The organism is Brasilonema octagenarum UFV-OR1 (assembly GCF_963888615.1).
In the GTDB taxonomy this organism is placed as follows: domain Bacteria; phylum Cyanobacteriota; class Cyanobacteriia; order Cyanobacteriales; family Nostocaceae; genus Brasilonema; species Brasilonema sennae.
This window is the reverse complement of record NZ_CAWPKW010000310.1, coordinates 1-17200: the sequence shown is the minus strand read 5'-3', so window position 1 is coordinate 17200 and position 17200 is coordinate 1. Positions and strand designations below refer to the sequence as shown.

General features: G+C 43.0%; 15 protein-coding genes and 1 riboswitch. Of the genes, 11 read left to right on the top strand and 4 right to left on the bottom strand.

Going from position 1 to position 17200, the window contains the following annotated elements; translation table 11 throughout:
- The first annotated feature begins 1530 nt into the window (after positions 1-1530).
- The 3 genes from AC5590_RS27480 to AC5590_RS27470 all read left to right on the top strand — a co-directional run bounded on the left by AC5590_RS27480 (position 1531) and on the right by AC5590_RS27470 (position 2796).
- Positions 1531-2274: a cobalt-precorrin-6A reductase gene (locus tag AC5590_RS27480; RefSeq protein ID WP_169266503.1), complete on the top strand. Its 744-nt coding sequence runs from the start codon at positions 1531-1533 to the stop codon at positions 2272-2274.
- 73 nt (positions 2275-2347) lie between these two features.
- On the top strand, positions 2348-2578 hold the full coding sequence (locus AC5590_RS27475) for a type II toxin-antitoxin system HicB family antitoxin (protein WP_348982728.1): 231 nt from the start codon (positions 2348-2350) through the stop codon (positions 2576-2578).
- Entirely contained in the window at positions 2575-2796 is a 222-nt protein-coding gene (locus tag AC5590_RS27470; protein WP_169266501.1) for a type II toxin-antitoxin system HicA family toxin, read from the top strand. Before AC5590_RS27475 ends, AC5590_RS27470 begins: the two co-directional genes overlap by 4 nt.
- A 193-nt stretch (positions 2797-2989) precedes the next feature.
- Here AC5590_RS27470 and AC5590_RS27465 read toward each other — a convergent pair whose 3' ends face one another.
- Together AC5590_RS27465 and cbiE are read right to left on the bottom strand one after the other, a co-directional pair.
- On the bottom strand, positions 2990-3910 hold the full coding sequence (locus AC5590_RS27465; protein WP_169266500.1) for a hypothetical protein: 921 nt from the start codon (positions 3908-3910) through the stop codon (positions 2990-2992).
- A 263-nt stretch (positions 3911-4173) separates the two neighbouring features.
- Complete coding sequence (gene cbiE, locus AC5590_RS27460; protein ID WP_169266516.1) at positions 4174-5379, bottom strand: precorrin-6y C5,15-methyltransferase (decarboxylating) subunit CbiE; 1206 nt, start codon at positions 5377-5379, stop codon at positions 4174-4176.
- Positions 5380-5439: 60 nt separating this feature from the next.
- Positions 5440-5594, top strand: a riboswitch (cobalamin riboswitch).
- A 49-nt stretch (positions 5595-5643) separates the two neighbouring features.
- On the opposite strand from cbiE, the gene cobG reads away from it, so the two are divergent.
- From cobG to AC5590_RS27440, 4 genes are all read left to right on the top strand, one after another.
- Positions 5644-7140 carry a precorrin-3B synthase gene (gene cobG, locus AC5590_RS27455; RefSeq protein WP_348982727.1) on the top strand — a complete coding sequence of 499 codons (1497 nt, stop codon included), beginning with the start codon at positions 5644-5646 and terminating at the stop codon, positions 7138-7140.
- A gap of 233 nt (positions 7141-7373) precedes the next feature.
- Positions 7374-8003 carry a precorrin-8X methylmutase gene (locus AC5590_RS27450; protein WP_169266498.1) on the top strand — a complete coding sequence of 210 codons (630 nt, stop codon included), beginning with the start codon at positions 7374-7376 and terminating at the stop codon, positions 8001-8003.
- Positions 8000-8704 (top strand): precorrin-2 C(20)-methyltransferase, encoded by a 705-nt coding sequence (locus tag AC5590_RS27445; protein ID WP_169266497.1) that lies wholly within the window; start codon positions 8000-8002, stop codon positions 8702-8704. Before AC5590_RS27450 ends, AC5590_RS27445 begins: the two co-directional genes overlap by 4 nt.
- A 39-nt stretch (positions 8705-8743) precedes the next feature.
- Positions 8744-9448, top strand: a complete 705-nt coding sequence (locus tag AC5590_RS27440; RefSeq protein ID WP_169266496.1) for a Uma2 family endonuclease — start codon at positions 8744-8746, stop codon at positions 9446-9448.
- Between the two features lie 55 nt (positions 9449-9503).
- Here AC5590_RS27440 and AC5590_RS27435 read toward each other — a convergent pair whose 3' ends face one another.
- Together AC5590_RS27435 and AC5590_RS27430 are read right to left on the bottom strand one after the other, a co-directional pair.
- A complete protein-coding gene (locus AC5590_RS27435; RefSeq protein ID WP_211178560.1) occupies positions 9504-10547 on the bottom strand; it encodes a hypothetical protein in 1044 nt (347 codons plus the stop codon).
- A gap of 879 nt (positions 10548-11426) precedes the next feature.
- Positions 11427-12023 carry a glutathione S-transferase family protein gene (locus tag AC5590_RS27430; RefSeq protein ID WP_169266494.1) on the bottom strand — a complete coding sequence of 199 codons (597 nt, stop codon included), beginning with the start codon at positions 12021-12023 and terminating at the stop codon, positions 11427-11429.
- A 1052-nt stretch (positions 12024-13075) separates the two neighbouring features.
- On the opposite strand from AC5590_RS27430, the gene AC5590_RS27425 reads away from it, so the two are divergent.
- The 4 genes from AC5590_RS27425 to ctaD all read left to right on the top strand — a co-directional run bounded on the left by AC5590_RS27425 (position 13076) and on the right by ctaD (position 17067).
- Complete coding sequence (locus tag AC5590_RS27425) at positions 13076-13576, top strand: DUF2231 domain-containing protein (RefSeq protein WP_169266493.1); 501 nt, start codon at positions 13076-13078, stop codon at positions 13574-13576.
- Positions 13573-14178 carry a DUF2231 domain-containing protein gene (locus tag AC5590_RS27420; protein ID WP_169266492.1) on the top strand — a complete coding sequence of 202 codons (606 nt, stop codon included), beginning with the start codon at positions 13573-13575 and terminating at the stop codon, positions 14176-14178. Before AC5590_RS27425 ends, AC5590_RS27420 begins: the two co-directional genes overlap by 4 nt.
- Positions 14179-14253: 75 nt before the next feature.
- Positions 14254-15159: a cytochrome c oxidase subunit II gene (locus tag AC5590_RS27415; protein ID WP_169266515.1), complete on the top strand. Its 906-nt coding sequence runs from the start codon at positions 14254-14256 to the stop codon at positions 15157-15159.
- A 228-nt stretch (positions 15160-15387) separates the two neighbouring features.
- Positions 15388-17067, top strand: a complete 1680-nt coding sequence (gene ctaD / locus AC5590_RS27410) for a cytochrome c oxidase subunit I (protein WP_169266491.1) — start codon at positions 15388-15390, stop codon at positions 17065-17067.
- Positions 17068-17200 lie beyond the last annotated feature (133 nt).

Below are 17200 nucleotides of genomic sequence, written 5' to 3'. Positions count from 1 at the left end.
ATTACAGATAGCTTGTACACAGAGTTTAAGCTACTTATCTACATTCATTGTACTGAGGAGTACACTTAGTACAATTCATCATTAATAGGGTTCGGAAATCAAATTTATGCCAAAACAGGGAAATGAATTATCTCTTAAGCCAATTCCGAACCCGTTTTATGGTGACGTGTACTTAGCAGGAGAGTTTACAGCATCATTGGGTATCACAAGAATTTAGAAAGTGGATAACTATTTATCAAATACACCTTTATAGAGTATTTTTCCATACCAAAACTATTGGATTTTACTAAAATTTCCGCAAACAAGGAGAGGTATATTCCCGCCTCTACCTATTATTCCCATATGGCTGTCCGCCAAGTTTTGCCTAGCCTAAGTAGATGCCTATTTGAATTATAAGAATAGCAAACTCATATGAGTTGTGACTGTGGTCATAACTCATACACTTAAGTTGCGTCATGAGGCGCAAAGGCAACTGTTTCATAAAAAGGTATTTTCATCATACGTACTGGTAACACTATGTGACATTGTTTCGTAACGAATCGTCACCCTGGAGAGTTTTGAGTGCCACCTTCAATAATTTCCAGTGAAACTCAAAAAATTGAGTAAATAACCTCAAATAAATAGAAAACTTTAGTTAATGGGTAGATGGTAAGTAATATACTCACTATTATTTAGATTACTATAATTTTAACAAAAAAGTTAAAACACGTATTAAAACTACCATGAGCCAGTAGACCTCTCCAAAAATGATTTTTAGTGCAAGCGCGGGGTATTGGTTTCATAGCCATTTTTGGAGAGGTCTAGTCAAGAAAACGTTAATAATCACTTTGTTTACAGTGTGCTTTGTTAGAGAATTTTAAATTCTTGTTTTTTCAGTGCTTGTACTTAACTCATTTAAGTACAAAGATAGAATTTATGAAATTTTTATGTATGGAAGTGTATAAAATCAAATAAAAATAAGTAATCAATAAATAAGAGTTTTTTAAAGTACATACCAACAATATCAAAGCAGCAAAATATAGATACTAAGACCATACTTATATCTACATAGGAAGCTACTTACAATCAGATGCAAGCGCCTTTATATTGAGCAAAGAGCACATAACGTTAGTGCAAATGCAATGAATAATGATAATGTATTTATAAATAGTCAGTACGAATTAAACCACAATAAAAAAATATACTGATACAATATCTAGTTTTTCCAAGGGTGTTGGCAAATTTTATGTAACTTTGATAAAGCTTATATAATTTAGGAACATCTAAGATAAAAAATCGTCTCTAGTGAGAATGGTATAAAATAAGAACACTATTGAGTGTTCCGTTTGTTAGTGATTGGTTGAATTGAAAGCTTTAAGTAAGGCTAAGTAAAATTATATTCTTTGACTATTTGTTGCGAATTTTGACTTTCGATAAAATCGAAGATTATTAGCTTGACTCCAGCGATTTAGGGCGGTGTAGCCTAAGGTATTGCTCAACCGTTCCTTGGATAGTTTGCAAATACTCGCGAAGACTTTAACTATTGTAAATATGAAGCATCTTCTTATTCTTGGCGGAACAGGTGACGCGACAGAATTGGCAGCTAAAGCCTCCGCTATCCCAGAGGTAGAAGTTATCACATCTTTAGCTGGTCGCACCAGTCAACCACAAGCGCCAGCCGGAATACTACGTATTGGGGGTTTTGGTGGTGAAGCAGGGCTGGTAGAATACTTAATTGAAGCAAAAATAGATGTAGTGATCGATGCGACTCACCCCTTCGCTAAACAGATATCTTTTCATGCAGCTGCTGCCGCTGCTACTTGTAAAATACCCCATCTGATGCTGATCCGTCCTGCTTGGGAGCGTCTTCCTAATGATTGGTGGGTTGAAGTTGATAGTGTGGAAGCAGCAGCTGCTGTATTACCTGAATTTGCCAAACGAGTATTCCTGACTATCGGTAGGCAGCAACTTGCATCCTTTGCCAGTTTGGAGGATATTTGGTTTTTGATGCGACTGATTGAGCCTCCTGCAACTGAAGCATTGGTGCCATCAGGGGTGATATTGTGCGATCGCGGTCCCTTTGCCCTAGACAATGAGCGAAAACTCTTGATTTCACATCAAATTGATACAGTCGTGAGTAAGAATAGCGGCGGTGATGCGACGTATGCCAAGATTATTGCAGCGCGGGAACTTGGGGTGAAGGTGGTAATGGTAAAGCGTCCAGCAACTCCACCAGGAGAGCAAGTCAGCGATGTCGAGAGTGCTGTGGCGTGGTTGGTGAATCAGCTACTATAAATTTGAGAGATTGTTTCCCAAGCGGATATTTGATTGAGTGTTAGGATTTGGATCAAGTAACCGAGTAGGTGCAATAACAGTGGCAAAACCTCAAGCCGAATCTAAACGCAAAGTACTGCTGTATCCTGGTGAAGATGGTTATTTTGTCGTTGAAGTACCTAGTTTACCAGGTTGCATTAGCCAGGGGAAAACTCGTGAGGAAGCTGTAGCCAATATTGAAGAAGCGATCGCTCTCTACATCGAAGTTCTGCAAGAGCGAGGTGAGTCTGTTCCAGAGGATAGAGTAGAAGTTGTACTGGTATGAGTAAGTTGCCTGTCATTTCAGGTGCAGAATGTGTTAGAGCACTAGAGCAAATCGGCTTTGTCGTAAATCGGCAGCGTGGAAGCCACATCATTTTAGTTCGCGAAGAACCTAAAGCGACGGTCACTGTACCAGATCACAAAGAGTTAGATCGAGGGACTTTACGTGCGATCATCCGCCAAGTGGGTTTGACCGTGGACGAGTTTGTTGAACTACTGTGAGCAACACAAGAGTGATCGCCCTAACGATAATCTTGATGCAACCGTAAGTACCCTACCAATAACGTTGAAGCACCATCCCACAGACAACCTGGCAGTCTAACAACTTAGCTCACCAGCTGCTTGCATCCCTCCCGTGCAGCGCAGTGTTAGACCGCTTACTCCAATACAGCTAAACACCACCAGAATGTACAAACTACTTTGGCATCTCACCAGTAGTAAGTTCTATAAATGTGTGGATGCAAATTGAGTTTATAAGATACGCCATGCTTCTGAACTCCCTTTGATTTAGAGGATGCCCCTTTTTCTTGGAGCTTTTTTGAGAAAAGTGTGATAAATTACCACGCACCTGTACTATCAGCTCGATTATTCCATCGACATTAAACTCACACTTTTCCATATCAAGGAACTTCTTTAATTGATCGAAATTTTCCGAATCACCTACATTTTGATAAAGTTGTATAGTTTGCTCAATAGCTTTCCTGATATGCTCCGATGACTTAAATAATTTTTCTACTTCTTTGTTTTTTGTTTTGCCTTGTCCGTATAAGTCATCTAGATAGAAGTAGAAGTTGATAAAGGAACTTGTGTATCTACCAGAGCTAAAGTCATTACATGCTTCTCGATAGAACGACATTGGCAAAACTAAATGTTGGTGAAGGAGACGATTCTGTACCAGAGATGCTAGCATTCCTGGAGACATTTCTCTGTAGCATTTATTTTCATGAGACTCTTGCTGAAAATCATGCGTTGAAAATTCAAGAGCCTCCTGCTCCTCAAATGATTCAGCTATCCAAGCTCTTTTTGGACTCTCCCAATAGATCTTTTTAATTCCAAACCAAAAGCTACCAAGAGCTTCAATATGTTGCGCGAGATCAACGAGTAAAAAACACAGCGGCGAATCTCGCATATCTATCCGAGTAATCTGGCTTTCTATATCTGAACTAACTTGGGGTAAAAAATCCTGATAATTCTTTACCCTTAGAGCAATGCTTAGCTCCTCTACCACCTTATCTGGACTGAGCATTACTCCGAGGATAAAGTTATCAATCTCTAATTTATATGGTTGGTGGTAAATTGCTTCAGACTCAACTTTGACTATTATCTGATATAGCATTGGCTTTAATGTTTCTGTACATCCTCAGATATCTACTTTAGTAATATGACAAACAAAGTGGTCTTACGGCAAAGCTTATCAGTGGCAGGTCACATATGAGACACAGCCGAAGTTTAAAGCATCCCTTGGCTACAGATCAACAGATCCCTCTTCAGGAAATATAGAGTGAAAATTACAGTATATTTGTGGAGCAAATATACTGTAATTTTATACATCAAGCCCTGTCCACCTGACAAATAACTCGAAAAGATACTCGCTTCCAACTACTTCCTCACCACCCACTGCGTCACCGGCACCATCGGCTTCCACCCCAAAAACCCGCCAATAGGTGCAGCCCGTTGAACAGCAACACGAATCAACTCCCCGCCTACCTGATTGTGCCATTGCAACAACTTCTGCTCACTTTCAATCGTCACAGCATTAGCAACAAAACGCCCTCCCGGACGCAAAGCTTCCCAACACACCTCGAATAAACCTTCTGTTGTTGCACCACCGCCAATAAAGATAGCGTCGGGTTGGGGCAAATCATTCAATGCAGCGGGAGCTTTACCCGCAACAATTTGTAAATAAGGTGTACCAAGGGCGGCGGCGTTGTCAGCAATATATTGTAGTCGGGTGGAGTTTTGTTCTATGGCGATCGCCCGACACCGAGAATGACTCCGCATCCACTCAATACCAATCGAACCACACCCCGCACCCACATCCCACAACAACTGTCCCGGTGTGGGAGCTAAAGCAGAAAGTGTTATTGCTCGCACTTCGCGCTTAGTCAACTGTCCATCATGATGATACGCATCATCTGGTAGTCCTGCTAACCGAGGTAAGGGGAAAACTCCAGCATCAGCAATACACTCTACAGCGATCGTATTCAAATCAGCTATTTCTGTTGTCGTCCATGAAGCGGCTGTGCCTGCGATAATTCTCTCCTGATAACCGCCCATATGTTCTAGGACGGTAATTTTACTATCACTAAAACCCCGCTTTGTCAAGATTTCAGCGACAATTGCTGGGGTTTCCTTGCCTTCGCTTAAAATCAGAAGACGTGCTCCTGGGTAGATAGCCGCTTGGATGAGAGCAGGAGGACGAGCGTTTAAGCTTAATGTCTCTACTTCAGTGAGTGACCATCCTAGTCTGGCACAAGCAAGGCTGAAGGATGAAGGGGCGGGGATGATAGTCATCTCAGAAATAGGAATCTGGCGGGAGAGAGTGACACCGATACCAAAGCACATGGGATCGCCACTTGCCAAAACGCATACAGATTGACCCCGGCGACGGAGAATTTCTTCTATAGAATGACTGATGGGGGAAGTCCAAATGAGTTTTTCTCGTGAATCGTCTGGTGGTAACATGGCGAGATGGCGTTTTCCCCCGACTATCACTTGTGCATGTTCAAGGAGAGAATAGGCAATCGCACTCAATCCCGATAGCCCATCCTCACCAATACCCACTACCGATAACCATTTCTGCATCTGGCGACTAATGGAAGAATCAAGAAGATTTGGCAAAAAGAAGTATGGCTATTATCTCATGCTAAACTACACACTTGGAGTCGGGAAAGTCCGGTGAAATTCCGGTACTGTGCCGCAGCTGTAATCCGATTTTGCTAGTGCTTAGTAGTTGATAAAACAGCTAACAACCAACAAATTCGGTTAGTCAGAATGCTGACTCCAAGGGTGTCTTGTACACACAGTTGTTATCTGCTCTCTGCGTCGCACGGGGAAGGAGTTGTAGGCGTGTCTGGTTGTCCTGGTCTTTTTTATCAAACGTCCGCGCGAGATGGTATTTTATCTCGCATCCGTGTACCTGGAGGAATACTGACTAGTCAGCAGTTTCGTGTCATCGCTGACTTAGCTGACGAGTTGGGAACTGGTTACACTAATATTACCAATCGTGCCAACCTCCAAATCCGTGCAATCCGTACAGAGATTCCGGCTAAATTTTTAAGAGTCCTACAAGATATTGGTATAGCTTCAGCCGTTCCAGAGGTTGATCATCTCCGCAATATCATGGGTAGTCCCACGTCTGGCATCGACTTATACGAATTAATTGATACTCGACCTCTCATCAGCAAATTAGATCACTACATTACCACTCACCCAGAGCTAGCGCCACTTTCACCTAAATTCAGCGTTGCTTTTGATGGCGGTGGTTCTGTGTCGATTGGCGAACGATCAAACGATATCGCCCTGACTGCGGTTATGGTTGATAATAACGTTTACTTCCGGTTCAAACTGAACTTGGGTACATCGCTGTTTGAACCATTTATTGATACAGACATCCTGCTAAAACCAGAAGAGTGTGTTGAGGTTGTAGGTGCATTGGCACAAGTCTATTTGCAGCATCTCACACTAGAGATTGGAAACACAATTCCTCATCGCAAGTCACGTCAGCCACGTTTTTGGGAGATTTTGAACAACTTAGGTATAGAAAGATTTCTTCAAGAAGTTGAACGTCATCTTCCCTATCCACTACGGCGTTTTTCTGTGAAAAGCAGTCATACACAAATTAAGGAGGAATATAGAGATATTGGATGCAATGTCTATTCTAAATACCAACACATAGGTGTCCATCCCCAACGACACAAAGGATTGTCCTACATTGGTGTTGTCGTACCAGTTGGTAGATTAAATACTTTACAAATACGTGGGTTAGCGGATATAGCTGAAACCTATGCTAATGCTACACTTAGGCTGACACCTTGGCAAAATCTTTTGATATCAGATATTCCTCAACAGTGGATTCCCAAGATACAAAGTAAAATTGAAAACTTAGGATTGCATTGGTCTGCAACTAATATTCGCAGTGCCCTAGTTGCTTGCGCTGGTAACACCGGATGTGCGTCTTCAGCAACAGATACCAAAAATCATGCCCTAGCATTAGCGCAATACTTGAATGATCGCGTTATTCTTGACCAACCAGTCAACATTCACTTCACAGGTTGCGAAAAATCCTGTGCTCAGCATAGCAGGAGCGATATTGCTCTTGTTGGTTTCAATATTGAAGATAAAGGGGAAGTGGTGGAAGGTTATAAAGTCTGCGTAGGTGATGGTGATAGTCACGAAAAATTTGGACGAGAACTTTACGGTTGGGTGTCCTTTACAGAATTACCTTCACTGCTAGAGCGAATGTTGCAAATATATATGGCAGAACGTGATGCTTCCAATACATCATTTGGTGAATTTGTCAACCAATATGTAATTGCAGACTTGCAACGGTTGTTTGATAAATAAGAGTAGTTAGTGGTTAATAAACAAACAACTAACAACTACCGCCTTCCCCTACAAAATTACCTATCTTTTTCTTGGGGTTCTTGGCACGCCAGGTGCTACAACGGGGGGAACCCCAACGCCAGATACCTAGGTCGGGAAACCCTCCTGCAGTACTGGCTCCGCAACGCAGTCGCTCGTCTTGGCGGTTCGTTAAATAAGTCTTTTTTGGATGGGATAAGAGTAACAACTAACAAATGACTATTGACTACATAAAAGACGGTAACAAAATATATCATAAATCCTTTGCCATGATTCGTTCTGAGGCAAATCTGTCTGTACTTGCTCCCGATGTCGCAAATGTTGCCGTGCGTCTGATTCATGCTTGTGGGATGACAGATATTGTTTATGACTTAGCAGCTTCACCAACAGCTGTAGAATCTGGGCGTACAGCTTTAGCAGCAGGGGCACCGATTTTGTGTGATTGTCGGATGGTAGCAGAAGGTATTACGCGGCGACGACTACCAGCAGACAATTCAGTGATTTGCACCCTCAATCATCCCGATGTGCCAGAACTTGCTCAAAAACTGGGAACCACCCGTTCTGCAGCTGCTTTGGAATTGTGGCTACCAGTGTTAGAAGGGGCTGTGGTTACAATTGGCAACGCACCGACTGTTTTGTTTCGGTTACTAGAAATGTTGAGCGCTGGGGCACCAAAACCAGCTCTCATTCTGGGTTTTCCTGTTGGGTTTGTGGGTGCGGCAGAATCGAAAGCAGCACTGGCTGCAGATAGTCGTGGTGTGCCATTTATGACATTACATGGTCGGCGGGGTGGGAGTGCGATCGCCGCCGCCGCAGTTAACGCCTTAGCAACGGAGGAAGAATGATGAACAAAGGTCGTCTTTATGGAGTTGGTGTTGGTCCTGGTGATCCAGAACTTATAACATTAAAAGCACTGCGGCTATTACGTTCTTGCCCAGTAGTCGCCTATCAATCTGCAGATGATAAGGAAAGTATAGCTAGAGGTATCGTAGCTGAATATCTTCCTGGCAATCAAATCGAGGTACAGTATCATCTTCCCCGCGCTCTTGATCCGTATGCTGCACAACCTATTTATGACGAGGTTGTCATTCCTATACAAGAACATCTTGCTGCTGGACGGGATGTGGTGGTACTGTGCGAGGGCGATCCGTTGTTTTACGGCTCTTTTATGTACGTATTCACACGACTGTCTGACCATTTTGAAACAGAAGTCGTGCCAGGAGTTTCTTCACCAATGGGGTGTGCTTCAGCACTAGCAGTCCCCCTGAGTTATCGTAACGATGTTTTCAGCGTACTACCAGCTCCTCTACCAGCCGAAGTTTTGGAAGCACAATTGTTAAATGCTGATGCTGCTGTCATTATCAAACTGCGACGGCATTTTACAAAAGTTCGTGATGTGTTGCATAAATTAGGACTGGCATCACGGGCGCGTTACATTGAACGAGGGACGATGGCAAACCAGCGAGTTGTTTCTTTGGATGATATGGATCCATCCCAAGTGCCTTATTTTTCGATGATTTTAGTGCCGAGTAAGAGTCATTTATAAGTGAGGTAGAAAGCAGCAACAACAAAAGGAGGAAAATAGATGACTCAAACCCTACGCAAACTAGTGACATTTCAAGAATTTGTGGAGTGGAAACCAGATGGAAGACGCTATGAACTGCATGATGGGGTAATCGTTGAAATGCCGCAACCATTGGGAGATCATGAAGACATCACAGGTTTTTTAACGCTAGAAATAGCAGTGGAAATTAAACGATTAAAGCTTCCCTATTCCATACCTAAAACAGCACTAGTTAAACCACCTGAAAGTGAATCAGGTTACTCGCCAGATGTGTTGATACTAAATCGCCCTAATTTGGCAACGGAACCACTTTGGAAAAAGGAATCTACTGTAACTCAAGGTGCATCAATTCCTCTGGTGGTTGAGGTAGTGAGTCAGTGCGTTGCGCGGGTTCCCCGCGTTGTAGACGCCCGGAGGGCGGCTTCCCGAAGGGTAGCAACTGACGAACCCGTAAGGGTGAGTACTAATTGGCGAGATGATTACTACAAAAAATATGGTGAGTATGAAGGAATTGGAATTCCTGAATATTGGATTATAGATTATCTTGCTCTTGGCGCTCATAAGTTCATCGGTAACCCCAAACAACCTACTATTTCTATTTACTATTTGGTGGAAGGTGAATACCAAGTTACTCAGTTTAGGGGAGATGAACGCATTCAATCCCCAACATTTCCAGAACTTAGCTTAACTGCCCAACAGATTTTTCAAGCTGGGAGCAATTCTTGAGTGTAGTCACGCAGATGCAGAAACTCCCTTGGTATACGAGGGAGTTTCTTTTTTACTACTGTTGTTGTGGTTTTGGTTTCGGCTTTGGTTTTTCGAACATTGGTTTTTCGGTCATTGGTTTTTCGGTCATTGGTTTTTCACTAAAATGACCTTTGGGTCTGACTGTATACGGTGGCTTACGTTCGTATCCCCCAACATCCTTGCCAGCAGCTCTTTCAGCGTCCCTCTTCTCTTTCAACGCTGTCGCCTTATCTTCCTTGCTGACTTTTAGGAACTTGGGTGGCTTCTCCAACGGCAACCCCAGCAACGAATCAAAAGCAAAAGCATCCCGCCCAGGCATAAATTTAGCTTTGATCTGCACGAAAACTGGCTTGCCTTGCTGTTCTTTGTCAGCCTTGGGATTGAATCTGAACGGCGGAACTGGCGCATCCCTCCAAAACAGTGGCAGATGACTAGCTTTCATGAATTTTACCTTTTTTGCTGGTTCCGATTTTTTTACATGATCCAGCCGCTCTTTGGTAAAATTTCGGAATATAGAGATGCAGGGAGTAGGGCAAACGGGGATGAACTGCCATAATCCACAGAGTTTAAACTCCATGTCGGAAAGTTCCTCGGATGCCGCCCCTTTTGTTTCACGTCCTTTGTCAAACCCAACGACTTGAAACGAAACCTGGGCGGGTTGATCGCGTCTAGGGAAATGGGTAAAACGCGGGTAAACAACCAACCGTTGAGTGGCTTCGCCCGTTGCCTGTACTTCTTTCTTTAATGCATCAAATGCTCGCTGTTTCTTGGGCGCGTAAAAGAGAGGATACTCTTTGTTCCCAATTATGATAGTGCTTCTGTTCTCTTCGCTAAAAGCGACTTTCCCAGTAATAACTCCAACAGCTTGAAAGATTGCACCAGGTTCTTCTATTTCCGGCTTATGCTCGTGATCAGAAGCAGTGGTTTCTTTGGGATCGTCTTTGTGTTCTTGCGCTTGGGCTGCAGTTTGTTCTGAATCAGTGGTTTGTCCCGATTCAGGTGATACTCCTTCAACGCCACTCAGAGATGGCTCCGGGGGAGTTTTAATGGTGACAATTTCTACTTTTTTAGGTTTCATAATTTTTGATTCTATTATAAAAAACTTGGGATATTTTCCCAAGTTTTTTGGGATGGGGTGTGCGATCGCCCGTATGTGCCTCTGCAATCGAAGATTGTAGCCCTGAACAGAGTTCAGGGGACTCACGGAGTGAGTCAGGCACAGGGCACGCCAAGGGCGATCGCCAATATTGCCAGAAGTAAAGTTCAGACGAAAACACGCTTAAGCGTTCCTCTGTAACGGGGCAAAGTCACGCAGTTACTTTCGGCACCAGCACCGCCGAACTATAGGCGTTGCTGTGGATAAGCCCTTGGATATCATGTAGATCTCACCACCTCTATCAATCCAATTTGGCAAAAAAAATTATCCAAATTCATGGTGTGCGCACAGAGTTTTTTTAGAGCTATCCTGACGGTATCAAGATATTGGAGATAGAGGAAATTCCTGATAATTGCTTTGAGCACTACTATTTCAATAAATATGTGCATAGTGAGCCAGAGAATCAATGCAAAATATTCCGTCATCTGGACGGAGCAGCTAGGGTTTATCTACAAGATAATAACTTTACACGAAAAACCTCAAAGCTACCAGACAAGAAAAGCTACAAAAAAATCAAGCTTTGGAAAATAGACACTAGCTTTGTTGTTAAAGCTTGAATTAATCTGATTTCGCTCTTGTTGCAACGGTAGCGAAATTATTATTCAATATTTCAATCTAGAAGAATTTGAGCAGATGTTCGAGTTACGTGTTCGAGACTTCAAGGCGTGCTTACCCCAGCAGGCAGAACAAACACAAGAACAAGCTTTGTTCTCATCTAGATTCACTAGTGAATATTCCCCAAACCTCCTGGTTTCCAATACTTGCTCAACATCAAACTCTACTTTTGATTTTAAATTGATACTACAGCCCTGGCATTCCAACGTATCCTGGTAATTGTTTTATCTGCTTAATCCAAGCAATTATGTTGGGGTAAGCATCCAAAGAGACTTTGCCATCTGGGGCTAGTGCAATGTATGGAAAACACGCAACATCTGCGACAGTGGGGCGGTTCAGTTCCAGCCATTGTCGCCCAGTCAAATGCTCATCCAGTATTTTTAGGATTGCATAAGCTCTTTGTGTTGCCAGTTGCACATCTAGCGGAATTTGAAACAGGTGATATCGTCTGGCAAATTCCGGTCCTTGACGAATTTCATTTGCAGCAGTGAACAACCACCCCATGACTTTGCTCATGCTTTGTGCTTCTGTGGGTAACCAATCCTCATCACCGTAACGTCGTGCTAGATAAACCAGAATCGCATGAGAATCTCGCACCACAACATCCCGATCCACCAGTACAGGAATTTGACCAAAGGGATTTAGTTTGAGGAATTGGGGAGATTTGTGTTCGCCACCGCGAAGATCAACTAACACCTGCTCATGCTTAATCCCAAGCAGCGACAGCATTAATCGTACTTTATAAGAATTTCCGGATAATTCGACATGATAAAGCTTAATCATATGGATTTTTCACGTGATAGCTAGTTCTTTCCTACTACGCTTATGTATCAGGTAAAGATTTTGCACACAACTTCTGTATCTTACAATATTTGACAATATTTGATGGTTTACCCAGGACTCTTCAAGACCGATTCAGAATTGACTAGTACAGTGGGTGCGTAAATAAATATACCATTCAATAATGTTGGAACAAACTATAGCAGTCCTAAATGATTTGTAAATATTGATTTAAGACTGTTGAGTGTTCACTGTTAACAGGAGCCACCGCGCATGAGGAGGGAAACCCTCCGTAGGCGTCTGGCGTTCAACAGCCCAAACCAACTGTTCACCTAAGTAGGTCAACAGAAAAAAACATAAAATACGATTCTTGGGATTGCTTTGCTTCACTGCGTTCCGTATGCCCTCCCTTGCCCGCTACGCTAACGCAATGACATTTCACGTTTAATTAGGTTGAGTTACTTATCAAATAGGATTGCTATATCTGTGAGCGTTTGTATAACCCCTGTTGGTATGCTTGATTCTACGATTATTTGTGCTATTTTCTAAGATATAAAAAATAGAAAAAAAGTTGATTTGACTGTTCTATTATAACAAAATAAAAAAAATATAAAACTATCAAATCACACATAAATTTTATTTACAGAAGTTTAAGATAGGTAACAGTGGTAAACAGTTCTGGGGAATAAATTACCACAAAAATGCAATTAGATTGGGCATAGCGCTGCTATTGAACCAGATTTTTCGTTAAAACCTGTGGCTATTTTATGACTTAATGATTGAGTATCTGATCCTCAAAGTAGGTATCGAATCATTGTGCGTGTGAAGTAAACAGTGAACAGTGAACAGTAAACGACTGATAACTGGTAACTGTTAAACACTCTCCATAACATCTTAGAGAAAGTTCTAAAGATTGATTTGGTCAAGAATTGAAAAACATAAAACCTCGTCAACTTTTAATTTAATTCCGTATGAAAAATGTTATCTCGCAAATATTTCCTGAATACAGGATTTGCACTGGCAAATAATTCAGAAGAGATGTCTAGGAGTAGAATATGTTTGAGTCTTTTCCGGCCTTGAATGACCACAATCTACCGTATCCAGATACAGTTCATCCCATCGTTGTACACTTCGTCATTGCGATGGTATTGTTTGCCTTTGTTTGCGATGTTATTGGTTATTTCACAGGAAAATACCGTCTTTTTGAAGTGAGTTGGTGGAATCTGTTTTTCGCCACCATTTCTATCTTCGTCGCCATCATTTTTGGTCAGTTTGAAGCAGGTTTGGCAGAACCTTATGATGCTGTTGAGTCAGTGCTGAATTTCCATACACTGCTTGGCTGGTCGCTTTCAGGAATCCTTGCATCTATTACAGCTTGGCGCTATGTCATTCGTAGCCGAACCCCACATAAGGTACCCTTTTCTTATCTTACACTAGGACTGATTTTAACTCTTCTGGTTGGCGTACAAGTGTATCTCGGAGACAAACTGGTTTGGGTCTATGGACTGCATACAGTACCAGTTATTGAAGCACTAAAAGAAGGGTTGTTGCAATGAACACTGAAATTATTGACCAATTAAAAACACATGTTGGCGCAAATGGATTGCCCTATGCAATACCAATTCATCCAAACCTGGTTCATCTCACCCTTGGTTTATTTATTCTTGGGATTCTGTTTGATGTCGTTGGTGTACTGTTCCCCTTACAAACTCCAGTCTTCAAATTTTTGGCAATTAACGCCGTTCGTTCCAACTTCTTTGATGTCGGCTGGTACAATTTGCTGGGTTCAGCCGTGATTAGCTTTTTTACGGTAGCAGCAGGCTTTTACGAAATCATGCTGGCAAATCCACCATCTGATGTGAAAAGTGCCTGGGGATTACAACCAATGGAAACAATGCTCTGGCACGGTATCGGTGGTGTCTTATTATTAGCATTGATTGTTGGCATGACTGTTTGGAGAGGATTGCAGCGCTACGTTTGGTGTAAGGATAAAAGCCAACAAGTGCAGTGGGGTTACCTGGTTTCTGGCTTCGCAATCATGTTTGTGATGTACCTTCATGGAACACTAGGAGCGCAACTGGCTGCTGAGTTTGGTGTACATAATACCGCTGATATGTTGTTGCGATTGGGTCAAAACCCTAATGTACTGCTCAAGTAAATAATTCTAGTCCTTAGTCATTTGTTCTTTGCTAATGACTAATGACTCATGACTAATGACTAATGACTAATGACTATGAAAATCTGGAATGTTTCGATCATAATTGTAAGTGCGATCGCCCTGACTCTTGTCAGTCTCTGGATAGGGCAGCAGGCATATTCTTGGCTTCCTCCGCAAGCCGCCGCAGAATCACAACTGATAGATGATTTGTTCAGCTTTCTCGTCACACTGGGCGCATTCATCTTTCTTGGAGTGACTGCAACTGTCATATACTCTGTGACTTTTCATCGAGCTGGCAAGTATGACTTTAAAGATGGTCCACCGATTGAAGGGAATATCACAGTCGAAGTTGTCTGGACAGTTATCCCAATTTTGCTAGTGTTATGGATTGCAGGCTATAGTTACCAAGTCTACGACCAAATGGCAATTCGCGGTCCAATGGAAGTTGTCCACCTGCATACACCAATGGGGATGGAATCGGCTTATGCAGCACCTATGGACTCCTCAACTAAACCTGTGGAAAACATTGAAGTCAATGCCAAGCAGTGGGCTTGGGTATTCCGCTACCCAAATCAAGGTGTTACCAGCACCGAATTGCATTTACCCAGCGATCGCCGCGTTCATTTAGCAATGCAATCAGAAGACGTGATCCACGGCTTTTATATTCCCGCTTTCCGACTCAAGCAAGACATCATTCCCAAACGCACAATTGACTTTGAATTCACTCCCATCCGCGTGGGCAAATATCGATTAACCGATTCCCAATTTAGCGGTGCTTACTTCGCTACAATGCAGGCGAATGTAGTTGTTGAGTCTCCCGAAGATTATGATAAATGGCTTGCCGAAGTAGCAACTCACAAACCATCCCCTGCACCTAATCAGGCAGCTGCTGAGTATACCCTGCAAACAAAAGGACTTATCAAAACTGGTTGGCCTGCAGTTAAGCCTGCGCAACCTCCTCTAGTCAATTACAGCAATTAGTTAGTGGTTATTGGTATAACCCAACCACAAATAACCATAGCAGTCCTAAATAGTTCGTGAAATTCCCTCTTCTCTCTTTTCTTGGCGTTCTTGGCGACGCCAGACGCCTAGGTCGGGAGACCCTCCTGCAGCGCTGGCTCGTCTTGGCGGTATGTCCTCCGGACACGCTGCGCGAACGATAATTCTTACAACTCAAATAGGATTGCTATAACAAAGGACAAATGACACATGACCAATATTTCCGTTAAAGACATCAATATAACCAGTGGTGCAAACCCTGATCACGAAGCTGGAACAGGCTGGAAGCGATACTTCAGCTTTAGCACTGACCACAAAGTCATTGGTATCCAGTACATTGTCACCGCTTTTGTTTTGTTCCTTGTTGGCGGTATATTTGCAATGGTGATTCGGGGAGAACTGATTACCCCAGAATCAGACCTCGTTGACCGCACAGTCTACAATGCCATGTTTACTATGCATGGCACAGTCATGTTATTCGGTTGGACATTTCCAGTATTAGTAGGTTTTGCCAACTACCTTGTGCCGTTAATGATTGGGGCGCGAGATATGGCATTTCCCCGCTTGAATGCGGTTGCGTTCTGGATGGTTCCTGTGGCTGCAATTTTGCTGATGGCGAGTTTCTTTGTGCCAGGTGGTCCAGCACAAGCGGGCTGGTGGTCTTACCCTCCCGTCAGTTTGCAAAACCCCTCTGGTCAATTGATAAATGGTCAATTTATCTGGCTTCTAGCTGTGGCAGTATCGGGGGTTTCCTCGATTATGGGAGCAGTCAACTTTGTGACAACTATTGTCAAGATGCGGGCACCAGGTATGACATTCTTCCGGATGCCCCTGTTTGTCTGGGCAGTCTTTAGCGCGCAGATTATTCAACTGTTTGGACTGCCTGCCTTAACTGCAGGTGCAGTCATGCTCCTTTTTGACTTAACAGTTGGAACCAGCTTTTTTGACCCCGCCAAGGGAGGTAATGCAGTTCTTTTCCAACACTTTTTCTGGTTCTACTCACACCCTGCAGTTTACGTGATCATTCTGCCCGTGTTCGGGATTTTTTCGGAAATCTTTCCTGTGTATGCTCGTAAGCCTCTGTTTGGCTACAGAGTCGTGGCAATTTCATCGCTGTTGATTGCTGGAGTGAGTGCTCTAGTTTGGGTACACCATATGTACGTCAGCGGTACTCCGGGCTGGATGCGGCTAATTTTCATGCTCACCACAATGTTCGTTTCTGTGCCTACAGGTATTAAAGTCTTTGCTTGGGTTGCAACTATCTGGGGAGGTAAGCTGCGCCTGAATACACCGATGCTATTTGCGTTAGGTGGATTGATATTGTTTGTCTTCGCCGGTATTACTGGTATCACGCTTTCCTCTGTTCCAATTGATATTCACGTTAACAATACATACTATGTGGTGGGTCATTTCCACTACGTTCTTTATGGCACGGTGACGATGGGGATGTTTGCTGCCATATACCACTGGTTCCCCAAGATGACTGGACGTATGTACAACGAGGGCTGGGGTCAGTTGCACTTTTGGCTGGCATTTATTGGCACCAATCTTAACTTTTTCCCTATGCATCCATTAGGATTACAAGGAATGTTGCGTCGCGTTTCTTCCTACGCTCCTGAGTATGAATTCTGGAATATTGTTGCCAGTCTTGGAGGATTTTTACTAGGAATGTCCACTTTACCTTTCATTCTCAACATGATAGCTTCCTGGATGCATGGAAAGCCGGCTCCTGAAAATCCTTGGCGGGCAATTGGATTAGAATGGTTGGTTTCTTCACCACCACCTGTAGAGAATTTTGAAGAAATTCCTGTGGTGATTTCTGAACCCTACGGCTATGGAAAATCTGAACCATTAGTCGCTGCTGCTGGTGAAGTTCATAATCACAAATAGGTTGGGTATAAATAAACGTATTTCTTGTAATCACTGTTGATTGTTCACATAGCAATCCTAAATTATAAGAAACAATTCTGTAGGGGAGCCAGTGCGTTGGACGGGTTTCCCGGCTTGAAGCATCTGGCGTTGG